This window comes from Armatimonadota bacterium (genome assembly GCA_020354555.1).
GTDB lineage: Bacteria > Armatimonadota > Hebobacteria.
The window spans coordinates 4,019,376-4,029,820 of the sequence record CP070648.1; the positions used below are offsets into that span (position 1 = coordinate 4,019,376).

The window sequence follows — 10,445 nt, forward strand, 5'->3', positions numbered from 1 at the left end:
GCCTGCTTGTGCTTGGCGACGTAGTCATCCCATCCCCGGTGCCTCGCGCCGAAGTCAACGTCGAGGTCGTCATCGTCGCTCGAGCATGCGGCTACCTGATCGCGCATCTGCCAGAGATAGACGTCATTACTGAGCTCGTGCAGGATGACACTGTCGCCGGCGGCGACCACTGTGGTACGCTGCTTCTCGGTCCGCTTCTCCATCCGCCACCGATCGGGCCCCGCGAACCAGAGGTGTATCTCGCCGATGCCGGCTTCAGGGTTGGGGCCGACCCGGTAGAGGATCTCGAAACTGCGGACTTCGGCTGGTGCTGTGTCGGCGGCGGGAATTGCCGGAGTCGCGTCGGTGAGAGCGAGGCAGAGAAAGACAGCACCGGCCGCGGCGGCGACGCGCGCAATGTCACAAACATTCATTGCCGGATACCCCCTCAAATGCTGTTCCAGAAGGGGCTTTCTGCGTTTCCCGCGCGACTCCTGCGTTCCCTTGAGGGAGGAAAGGTCAATCCCGCGGCGAACACGTCCCAGTGGCACCATCGCCGCAATGGCCCGTGGTTCACGTGGCCGCAAGCGGCGGCCTCGGCGGGGGGCAGTGCCAACGGGGGCAGCGAGTGGCAGCGAATCAGATGCGTCAGGCCAGGGCCATCCCAATCGGCGAGCGCGTCGGCTCCGTGATGCGCGCGGTCGTTCTGCTTGCCGTGTTCCTCATGACGAAGCTGACCCACGGCGCCGCCGGCTTCCACGAACTCGACTTGGTGCTCGCGGTGGGCTCTGCCTATGTGCTGGTCACCACGTTTGTCGCTCCGCGGGGGCCTGCCGCGCGGCGTCAGCGCACGATTATGCTGACCGTGCTCGACATCCTGGTCATTACCTGGCTGGTGCGTGTGACCGGGGGGCTGGCCAGCGAGCTTTACATTCTCTACTATCTCCCCGTGCTTCAGGCCGGTTTCCGGCTCGACCTGCGCGATGCAGTGGGGGCATCCGTGCTGGCGGCGGCGTGCTACCTCATGGTCGGCTTCGTCATCGGCCCGATGGACGTCATCATCCAGTCCACCGGCGTCCTGAGGATGGCGACCTTCTCGATATCGGCGATCGTCATCGCGTTGATCCTGGGCGTCCTGTCGAAGCAGGCGCGCTACCAGCGCGACGAGAGGGAGCGCGCGCAGGAGCTTCTCAGCCGCACCTCCGCCATCTATGAGATCGCACGCGCCCTCAACGCAACCCTGGAAATGGATGAGCTGCTCGCACGACTGGCCGAGACCGCCGCTTCCGAGTGCGGGGCCGACGCCGCGCGCGTCATCCTCGTCTCAGATGACCGGGAGGCGCAGGTGCGCGCCGCGGCCGGACGCGCCGAGACGTTCGACGAATCGGAGGGCCACCTCGACGCCGCCAACTGGATTGTGAAGAACGAGGAAGTGCTCAGCATCAAAGCCGGTCGCGTTTCCCCGAAGTCCGCCGAGGGCGTGGTGCCGCCGGGTGACGCCCGCCATTACCTGGGCGCGCCGATGATTGGCAAAGGCGAATTGGTCGGCGTCATCGAACTGGCGTCGCGCAGTGGAGAAGGCTTTCGCGACGCCGACGAAGACCTGCTCGTCGTCATCGCGGCGCAGGCGGCGATCGCCATCGAGAACGCCAAGCAGTACAGTCGCGCGCAGCTGATGGCGATGACCGATCGCCTCACCGGCCTGTGGAATCATGCGGAGTTTCATCAGCGCTTGCACGAGGAGATGGCGCGGGCGCAGCGGCACGGGCGCCCTATGTCCTTGCTCTTCGCCGACCTCGATAACCTCAAGCGCTTCAACGACACCCACGGTCACCGCATGGGCGACGAGCTCTTGCGGCAGGTTGCGGCACGGCTCAGAGCATCCGTGCGCACCACCGACTTCGCCGCTCGCTACGGCGGCGACGAGTTTGCCGTCATTCTCCCCGAGACCACGCTCAACGGCGCCTCCGTCGCGTGCGACAACCTGCGCCGTGCAATCGAACAGGAGCCCTTCCGGATCGCGGACCAGTGGGCCAAAGTCACGATCAGCGGTGGCGTCGCTGCCTACCCGGAGGGTGGGACGACCGCGGAAGAGCTGATTGATACCTGCGATCGTGCGCTCAGGGAGGCCAAGCGGGGCGGGGGGAACTACATCAAGGTCCACGGCGAAGCGGGGGAGGGGCGCTAGCGCGACGCCGGCGTCGGCACGCCTGCGAAACCGGTGGCTCTGGCGCCGCAGCAGCGACTGGTGTACGGTGTGCGGGCCGGCGCACAAGATCGCACAGGGGCGGAGGCCATCGAGGATTTCGTCATACTGATCCTTCAGCGGGGTAAGGCCAGACTGGCGCGTTTCTCCCTTGCCCTCAAGGGGGAGACCGACTGCCCCGTCAACCCGCCGGACTTCCTCGCCGCCCTGCGGCGGTGGCGGCCGGACATGGTCACCGTCATTGACACGTCCGGCTTCGCGGAGGAGCTTGCCGCCGAGGTCAACCGTGCGAGCGACGGTGAGACCATGCTGCTCATCGCGCCCATGCCGGAGGCCGCCGCCGAACAGGCGCCCACTCGGGTCGGCATCATACTGCCTGAAGCCTTCGACCCGCGGCGCCCCGAGCAACTCATCAGCTCGCTGATTCAGGCGCTGTCGCTCAACCCAGTCACCAAGCTGCTCGGCACCTGGGCGCTCCAGGCGCACGTCGAACAGAAGCTCCGCCGTCGCACCGATTTCGCATTCCTCTACCTCGATCTGGATAACTTCAAGGCCTACAACGACGCGTACGGCTTCGCCCAGGGTGACGCCGTCATCCGCATGCTCGGCGGCATCATCACCGCCGCCGTACGCGAGCGCGGCAACCCGGGGGACGTGGCCGCACATATCGGCGGCGACGATTTCGCAGTCCTGACGACGCCGGACCAGGCCGCGGCCGTCGCCGAGTCCATCATCGGGTCGTTCGACGACGAGGCGCCCGCTCTGTACTCGGAGGAAGATCGCACGCGAGGCGGCATTTCGGTGATGGACCGCCAGGGCGAGGCCGTGACCTATCCGATCATGACCCTTTCCGTTGCCGGCGTACTGACTTCGAAGCGGCCGATCGGGAGCTACCGCGAGCTGAGCGACATCGCCGCTGAAATCAAGACGTACGCGAAATCATTGCCGGGCAGCGTGTACGTCGAGGAGCGTCGGCGGGGTGAGGGCGGCGGAACGCAGTCCGCTTCCAGCGAGCACGGCTCCGCTTCGGCTGCGACGCGCAAGGAGAAGAAATGACGATCCGAGTATTCGGCCGGCTGCGCCAGGTGCTCGCGGCCGATTCCATTGAGCTTGAGGCGGCGACAGTCGGTGAGGCCCTCGACGTTCTCCGAGCGAAGCTCGACCGCGGCGACGCCGAGGGTCACGGCATGCTCGACAAGGCGGTCATCCTCGTCAACGGTCGCAACATCCAAGCTCTCGCCGGACGCGAAACCGCCCTGAACGCAAGCGATCAGGTGACCGTCCTCCAGCAGATCGCCGGCGGGTGATCTCTTGTTACGCGTGATTCCCGTGCCGATGCCACACCAGCGCCACTCTTCCTCCAGGCCCGGTCGGTTGCTCCCGACGGCGCCTCTGGCATGCGCGCTCTGTGGTGGCGAATCCGGTCGGCCCGTCTACCGCGATCATATCCCCGGCATCCCAAATGTGTTCGACATAGTACGCTGCCCGAGCTGCCGCGTGATGCGCGTTGATCCGGCGCCGACCGATGCTGCTTTGACGGACTATTACCGGGCTTACGCGGATCACATGCGAGCCGGCGGGCGCAGCGCCCGAGGTGAGGCCGAGGTGTATGCTCGCGCTGATGCCGACGTCGCCGACCTCGAGCGGTGGCGCGCCCCTGGCCGCCTGCTGGATGTCGGCTGCGGGGGCGGGCACCTCTTGCGCGCGGCGCAGCGACGGGGATGGGATGTCTTCGGCACCGAAGTGGGCGAGCACGCGGTCGCAGCTCTGCGTGCGGAGTTTGGCTCACACCGCATTTGGCACGCACGCGCCGGCGCCGACGACGTCATTTCGGGTATGCGCTTCGACGCCGTCGTGATGCGTCACGTCTTGGAGCACGTGCGCGATCCTACCGCCGCCCTCCGCCAGGTGCGCGCCATGCTTGGGCCGGGCGGCATCATGCTGTGCGAGGTGCCGGACGTATCAGCGTTGCGCATCCGACTCCGTCGCCGACCGCTCATGGGGCAACTTCATCTCTGGCATTTCAGTGCCGCGACCCTCGCCGCGCTTCTCGTGCGACAGGAATTCGGGGTTAACGAGATCTGCTTCCGCGATCACCGCGGCCCGGTCGGGCCGACGTGGCGCAGGTTGGCGCGCCGGCTCCGCTTTGGGCTGGAGAACGCCGCGTGGCGTTGGGCGCGGGTGGATCTAGGCACGAACGTGCGCATCTATGCTACGCCCCTCACTTATTGAGGTTCGTGTATTAGGGACGGACGCAAGGGACGGCGGGGCACCTCCCAAACGAACCTCGTCCGCAAGAGTTTGCGTGTATTACCGGCGCTGCGGTAATACACGAGACTCCATAGTGTCGCCGCGACCAACACGCGGTGCGCCCGGTTGGGTCATTCCCGCTGCCCGTTGGTTGACCGACCTTCGTGCGACGGTTAGAATGGGCAAGACCATGACCCGCCAGCGTGCGAGGCCCGGAGCCGGACCGTTTGCCACTGCGCAGACGTTCCTGGCACTCGTTGCCGTCGCCGGCTTTGCCGCCGTGGCCCTCGCCGCGCCGGTCGAGGTGTTCGACGGCAGCACCGTGCATTTCTCCCGCCTCGACAACGGGCTGCGCGTCATCGTCAAGGAGGACCATTCGGCGCCGGTGGTCGCCGTCAACGTGGTGATCCGCGCGGGCAGCCGCTGCGAGACCAGGGACAACAACGGGGTCTCCCATTTTATCGAGCACATGAGTTTCCGCGCTGCCCGCGACGGCGGGGGCGGCCGGCTCGGCCCGACTATCGAGGGCCTCGGAGGCATCGCGAACGGCGGCACGCTTCGCGACTTCACTCACTACACGACGGTCACCGCCTCGCAGCATCTCGATGTCGCTCTCAATGCATTGGCCAAGGCGCTGGTGCGCCCGCAGTTTGACGACGCCGCAGTGCTCGACGAGCGTCTCGTGCTGATGCGCGAAGCGATACACCTGACGGATCAGCCGGCAGCCGCCGCGTGGGACATGGCGTTCAAGCTCGCTTACGGGGATCATCCGTATGCCCTGCCGATTGGCGGCACCAGTGCGTCGCTCCTTCGCGTGGACAAAGACGCGCTCACAGCCTTCTACGGCCAGTGGTACGTGCCGAATAACGCCTCGGTCGTCATCGTGGGCGATGTTGCCCCGGAGAAAGCGGCGGCCGCCGTTGCGCGCGCATTCCTGGGCTGGCAGCAAGGCGGAGAGCCAGCGCCCCCGCCAGCGGTGCCACCCCTGCGGAAGAGACTGGAACGCGTGAAACCGGGAGAGGCGCCGCAAGCAACCGTCCTAATGGGATTCCACGCTCCCGGTATCGCACGACCCGACGACGTGTGCGCGGCCGATTTGCTTCTCACCATACTCGGGGAAGGCTACACTTCGCGCCTCACGCAGGCGTTGCGCCAAACGCATCTGGCCGATCAGGTAAGGGTTGACTTCCTGACCCAGGAGCTGCCCGGGCTTTTCGGCGTGCTCGCGACCTGCGCGCCGGAGCGCGTTGACGACGTGCGTGAGGCCATCGAGCGCGAGGTGACCCGGCTGAGCAACGAACTCATCGGCGATGAAGAGCTGGCCAATGCGCAGCGCCGTCTCGCGCACAGCTTTGTCTTCTCGAATGAGACATTCGAGGAGCAAGCCGCCACGCTGGGCTTCTACGAGGTGATCGCCAGTTATGAATTCGCCTGTGGCTATCTCGACCGCGTGCGCTCAGTGACGGCTGCGGAGCTGCAGACGGCCGCCCGGGCATACCTTAACCCGAAGCGCTCGGTGTGGGTGGCGCTCGTGCCGCAAACCGGGCCGGGCACAGGCCCCGGCGTGGTCGCCGCTCGGGGAGCCGCGGAGTGAGACGCCAACCGCCCCGGGCTCTGATCTACCTCGCTGCGCTAGCGCTGCTCGCGGGCGGCGCGCCGGCCGCTACCGGCGCGATCACTAGGGATGTGCTCGACAACGGCCTCGTTGTCATCGCGAGCCCGAGCGAGACTGGCACTATCGCCGCCGTCGCGGTGCTCGTCAAGGCGTCGGCCCTGCACGAACCGGCCGACAAGGCGGGCCTGCGCCAGCTCCTCCAACAGACGTCGGTTCGCGGCAGTGAGAACCTGTCCGGCGCGGAATTGGCGTCGGCGCTGGATGAGTTGGGAGCAGAACTCGACGCCGGGCCGGCCTTGGACTACGTGTGGCTGTCGCTGGTGTGCCTGGGGCAGGATCTACCTCGCGCGATGGAGTTGCTCGCCGAAGTCGTGCGGCGCCCGCGGTTTGCCGAACGCGAGGTCGAGGGGCGGCGCGAAAGCGCCCTGCGCTACGTGGAGTCACTGCGCAGCAATCCGTTCGAGACGGCCCAGAACCTGCTGCGTCAAGGGTTGTACGAGGGCCATCCCTACTCGCGGCCGACGCAGGGCACCAAGGACTCCCTGGCGGCGATCACCCGGAGCGACCTCGTGGAGTTCCACAGGCGGTACTACGTGCCCAATAACACGGTTATTGCGGTCGCCGGGGCCGCGTCCCGCGACGCCGTGCTGGAGACGACCCGGCGCCATTTCGGTAACTGGGGGCGCGCCGACGTGCCGCTGCTCGATCCGCAGCCGATTCCCGCGCTCGAACGATCCACCATGCACCTGCGCGAGGCGCCGGTGAGCGAGGCGTATCTCATGCTCGGATTCGCCGTCACGCCGCTGACGGCCGACACCTACCCGGTGTGGGAAGTGGTCCGCTCGCTGCTCGGGCGGGGCATGGGCTCTCGCTTGTTCGCGGCGCTGCGGGAGAAGGCTCCCGCAGCGTACCAGGCCGACGCCTATTACTTCCCCTTGGCGCACACCGGTTGCGTCGCCGGGTACGTGTTCGCGGACGCGGCTGAACTCGAGAGTGCGAAGGAAGCGCTGATCGCGGAATTCGAGCGGCTGCGCCGGACAGAGGTGGAGCGGGCGGAGTTGGAGCGGGCGCAGGAATTCGCCGTCGGCACGTACGCCCTGAGCCACCAGAAGGCGAGGGACCGGGCGTTTCACCTCGCGCGCTATGAAGCGATCGGGCTCGGGTGGAAGTTCGATGAGCGGTATGCCGGGGCGATTAGGGCGGTCACCGCTGCGGAGGTGCGGGACGCCGCCCGCCGCCATTTCACCCACTACTCGCTGGGGCTGGTGTTGCCCGAGAACTAGCGGCTGCGGGAAGGCGGTCGCGGCCTAGCTTGCGGTGAGAAGTCGCGCTTTGTCGCGCCCACGCGCCTAAGCCGGAAAAGGACTTTCGCTCCCCCGTCCAGAATAAAGCACACACGGGGAAGCGAAGCAAGGGATGCCGCAACCGCCGAGCGTCCCGGGAAAGGCGCCATCATGGATCGAAGAGACCCAATCAGGATCCCCGAGCAGCATCCGATGAACATCTTCGAATGCCCCCGCCTCACATCTCGCGAGAAGAAGATGAAAAAAGAAGTCGATGGATACGTTACTAGCGAGATCGAGGGGCGAGCGCGGCTCCTGATTGGCAAGCAGACCACGATCGTGGACTCCAGCGTCGACCTGCCCGATTCCGTGTGCGATGGCCTGACGTTCAAGCGGCGGCTGGTGTTGATGAACAATGGCGACTGCTACCTCTTGGCGAGGTGGAAGCCTGACCGCTACATGCGCCGCAGCGCGAACGGAAAGCGCCAGAAGTGGTTTATTGACCGCGAGTGTTTCCCGTCTGACGCGCACCGCTTTCTGGCCCAGAAAGCGGCTGCCGCCGAACGCGCCGCAGAAGGCGGCGAACCGTAACCGAGCGCTGTTATGTGAGACCCCGGTTGCATCCGGCACGTCTCTCGCGCAACGGCGCGGAAGGTGCCGGTCGGGCCGCTCGACAGCAGAAAGCTAACGTCGGATCCGCAAGGGAGCACTCGAGAGTGCCGGGCACTATCTCAGGACGCCCGAGACTCCTGCGACGAAGGTCTGGTGCTCGAGGTGCCGACGGCGGCATGGTGGTGCATACGGCAGGATAGAAACCCTCTTAGCAGCCTAGCATAGCTCAACTCGCCGCGTCGGCTCCGGAACCGGGAACGCAATGGACGAGCGCGCGGAAAAGCGAGGGACCTGCAAGGAGTGCAAGCGGGCGTTCGTCTTCACCCCCGCCGAGCGAGAGGCTTTTGCCGCGCAAGGCCGCTATCACATTCCCAGCCGCTGCCCCGAGTGTCGCGAGGCTCGTGCTCAGGCCAGGGCGGAAGGTGCGGCGAAGCGTCCTCGTCACCCCATAGTATGCGCCAAATGCGGCGCCCGTACCCTCGTGCCGTTCGTCCCGCGGACTCAGAAGCCCGTCTATTGCCGCGCGTGCTTCCTCGAGATGCGCGACGGAGCAATGTCATCCTCGGGGAGTCGCTGATGCGGTCGTGACGCTGCCGGCGAAGGCGTCCACCCCAGTCGGTCGGCGAGCGCGCCGGCTATGTCGCGGCTGATCCATCGCATCGGTTGTTCGCATCGCCTGGCCCCGTACCGGCGACCTCCGGCCAGGCAGCAGGGATGCAGCGCTGCTGGGCTTGAAGCCGTTCCCACGGGAACCACGGGTGCTGCGCCGACCCGATTTGCCCCTCATCCCTATTGACACTTGGGTACGATGCGGTATAATAGGCTCGGCGGCCATCATGAGAGTAGTGCGGACACGAGAGACGGTATTGAATGTCTGTGCGCACCCGGTGTTTAGCTGGGCCATGGATACATTTGCGTGGTGGGAACCTAATCACAGATCTCCACCGCCTGCCCTGCCGTGATGGCGTGACCTGAGAAGAAAACCAGAGGAAACACGGGGCAGGGGAGGCGAAAGCCTCCCCTGTGAGTTGAGGCAGGGTAGCTCAGCGGTAGAGCAGGTGAATCATAATCACTTGGTCGGGGGTTCGAATCCCTCCCCTGCTACCAGGTCTAGCGTGGAACCGGCCTACCCGGCGACAGGAAGGCCGGGTGACCGGTGATAGATGGGGCGTTGGTCTAGGTGGTTAGGACGCTGGCCTTTCAAGCCAGAGATCACGGGTTCGACTCCCGTACGCCCTACCAGAGGTGAAGACGCATCGACGGAGCGGTAGCTCAGTTGGTAGAGCACTGGACTGAAAATCCAGGTGTCGCCAGTTCGATTCTGGCCCGCTCCACCATAACAGGGGTGTAGCTCAGCCTGGTAGAGCAACGGTCTCCAAAACCGTGGGTCGCGGGTTCAAATCCTGCCACCCCTGCCAGAACCTTGGCAATCAGGCTTGCGATGATGTGTGACTGACGATAGCGTCGGAGCGGGACGTGGCGCAGTTTGGCAGCGCGCCTGGCTGGGGGCCAGGAGGTCGCCGGTTCGAGTCCGGCCGTCCCGACCATCTGGGGGAGTAGCTCAGTTGGGAGAGCACTTGCATGGCATGCAAGGGGTCGTGGGTTCGAATCCCATCTCCTCCACCACACTGAGGCGGGTGAAGCTGCGCCCACGGAGTGGGCTTGTGCGCCTCGGGCGCATTCGAATCCCATCTCCTCCACCACACGCCGGTGAGGACGCGGCGATGCCCGTCCGCAGCGCTGGCGAATTCGGGCTGCTCGGTCGTTCTAATGTGGGGCTGTAGCTCAGTTGGGAGAGCGCGACAATCGCAATGTTGAGGCCGGGGGTTCGAGTCCCCCCAGCTCCACCAATCCTGCGCCAATGGCGCAGGGCTGGTGACCCTGAGGAAGCGACCGCAGGGAGCGCGTCGAAGGGCCACCACCTGACGCTGAGCGACCTCGCGCGAGCGCAGCGAGTCGGAAGCAAGCCAAGCCAATGATCGCCGTGGAGACGTGATTCATCCGAGTCATCTGCTCGGCAATCGCAAGCCTGAGTACAACCGAATAGCATTATTCTGGCGTAGCTCAACCGGTAGAGCGCGTGGCTGTTAACCACGATGTTGGAGGTTCGAGTCCTCCCGCCAGAGCCAGCGGAGCCGTGGTGTAGCCTGGTTTAACACACCTGCCTGTCACGCAGGAGATCGCGGGTTCAAATCCCGTCGGCTCCGCCATTTCTTTTGCCGGCGTAGCTCAAAGGTAGAGCAGCTGATTTGTAATCAGCGGGTTGGGGGTTCGATTCCTCTCGCCGGCTCCATTTCGCGCTGAATCGTGCGGGGGCGCAGCACCTGATCCGCAGTCATGTGCTCCTTTCGCTTCGGTCTCTGCAGTCGCGGTCTCCCGCGGCGTCGCACGACCACAGCCCGACCTTCGTAAGGACATCGGTCGTGTGGACGCACACGACGCCGGCAGTCTCCCCGCGCAGTACGCATAATCCGCCGTTAGACGGGTTTCCGATTCAGAC

The 10,445-nt window shown here is 65.6% G+C and carries 9 protein-coding genes and 10 tRNA genes; 18 read left to right on the forward strand and 1 reads right to left on the reverse strand.

Going from position 1 to position 10,445, the window contains the following annotated elements; genetic code table 11:
* Window positions 1-413, reverse strand: a 413-nt coding sequence (locus JSV65_16425) for a hypothetical protein (GenBank protein UCH34114.1), incomplete at its 3' end; no start/stop codon positions are given.
* A 194-nt stretch (window positions 414-607) separates the two neighbouring features.
* On the opposite strand from JSV65_16425, the gene JSV65_16430 reads away from it, so the two are divergent.
* The 18 genes from JSV65_16430 (at window position 608) to JSV65_16515 (ending at window position 10,238) form a co-directional block, all read left to right on the forward strand.
* On the forward strand, window positions 608-2,167 hold the full coding sequence (locus JSV65_16430) for a sensor domain-containing diguanylate cyclase (GenBank protein UCH34115.1): 1,560 nt from the start codon (window positions 608-610) through the stop codon (window positions 2,165-2,167).
* Between the two features lie 33 nt (window positions 2,168-2,200).
* Window positions 2,201-3,241: a GGDEF domain-containing protein gene (locus JSV65_16435; protein UCH34116.1), complete on the forward strand. Its 1,041-nt coding sequence runs from the start codon at window positions 2,201-2,203 to the stop codon at window positions 3,239-3,241.
* Window positions 3,238-3,492, forward strand: coding sequence for a MoaD/ThiS family protein (locus JSV65_16440; GenBank protein UCH34117.1), 255 nt, complete (start codon window positions 3,238-3,240; stop codon window positions 3,490-3,492). Before JSV65_16435 ends, JSV65_16440 begins: the two co-directional genes overlap by 4 nt.
* 193 nt (window positions 3,493-3,685) lie before the next feature.
* Window positions 3,686-4,417, forward strand: coding sequence for a class I SAM-dependent methyltransferase (locus JSV65_16445; GenBank protein ID UCH34118.1), 732 nt, complete (start codon window positions 3,686-3,688; stop codon window positions 4,415-4,417).
* Between the two features lie 208 nt (window positions 4,418-4,625).
* The gene (locus JSV65_16450; GenBank protein UCH34119.1) at window positions 4,626-6,029 is read left to right on the forward strand and encodes an insulinase family protein; all 1,404 of its coding nucleotides are present in this window, start codon (window positions 4,626-4,628) and stop codon (window positions 6,027-6,029) included.
* Entirely contained in the window at window positions 6,026-7,333 is a 1,308-nt protein-coding gene (locus tag JSV65_16455) for an insulinase family protein (protein ID UCH34120.1), read from the forward strand. Before JSV65_16450 ends, JSV65_16455 begins: the two co-directional genes overlap by 4 nt.
* A 213-nt stretch (window positions 7,334-7,546) precedes the next feature.
* A complete protein-coding gene (locus tag JSV65_16460) occupies window positions 7,547-7,924 on the forward strand; it encodes a hypothetical protein (GenBank protein ID UCH34121.1) in 378 nt (125 codons plus the stop codon).
* Between the two features lie 283 nt (window positions 7,925-8,207).
* The gene (locus tag JSV65_16465; GenBank protein UCH34122.1) at window positions 8,208-8,522 is read left to right on the forward strand and encodes a zinc-ribbon domain containing protein; all 315 of its coding nucleotides are present in this window, start codon (window positions 8,208-8,210) and stop codon (window positions 8,520-8,522) included.
* Between the two features lie 455 nt (window positions 8,523-8,977).
* Window positions 8,978-9,052 (forward strand) — tRNA-Met (locus tag JSV65_16470).
* 58 nt (window positions 9,053-9,110) lie between these two features.
* Window positions 9,111-9,187, forward strand: a tRNA-Glu gene (locus JSV65_16475).
* A 19-nt stretch (window positions 9,188-9,206) separates the two neighbouring features.
* A tRNA-Phe gene (locus JSV65_16480) sits at window positions 9,207-9,282 on the forward strand.
* A gap of 4 nt (window positions 9,283-9,286) precedes the next feature.
* Window positions 9,287-9,363, forward strand: a tRNA-Trp gene (locus JSV65_16485).
* 52 nt (window positions 9,364-9,415) lie between these two features.
* Window positions 9,416-9,492 (forward strand) — tRNA-Pro (locus JSV65_16490).
* Between the two features lie 3 nt (window positions 9,493-9,495).
* Window positions 9,496-9,571: transfer RNA gene (locus JSV65_16495), tRNA-Ala, on the forward strand.
* Between the two features lie 148 nt (window positions 9,572-9,719).
* Window positions 9,720-9,795: transfer RNA gene (locus JSV65_16500), tRNA-Ala, on the forward strand.
* Between the two features lie 203 nt (window positions 9,796-9,998).
* Window positions 9,999-10,074, forward strand: a tRNA-Asn gene (locus tag JSV65_16505).
* Window positions 10,075-10,076: 2 nt separating this feature from the next.
* Window positions 10,077-10,155 (forward strand) — tRNA-Asp (locus tag JSV65_16510).
* Between the two features lie 8 nt (window positions 10,156-10,163).
* A tRNA-Thr gene (locus tag JSV65_16515) sits at window positions 10,164-10,238 on the forward strand.
* Window positions 10,239-10,445 lie beyond the last annotated feature (207 nt).

Coding starts and splice junctions, on each gene's coding strand:
- JSV65_16440 (UCH34117.1), top strand. CDS start 3,238: ATGACGATCCGAGTATTCGGCCGGCTGCGCCAGGTGCTCGCGGCCGAT.
- JSV65_16445 (UCH34118.1), top strand. CDS start 3,686: ATGCGCGTTGATCCGGCGCCGACCGATGCTGCTTTGACGGACTATTAC.
- JSV65_16450 (UCH34119.1), top strand. CDS start 4,626: ATGACCCGCCAGCGTGCGAGGCCCGGAGCCGGACCGTTTGCCACTGCG.
- JSV65_16460 (UCH34121.1), top strand. CDS start 7,547: ATGAACATCTTCGAATGCCCCCGCCTCACATCTCGCGAGAAGAAGATG.
- JSV65_16465 (UCH34122.1), top strand. CDS start 8,208: ATGGACGAGCGCGCGGAAAAGCGAGGGACCTGCAAGGAGTGCAAGCGG.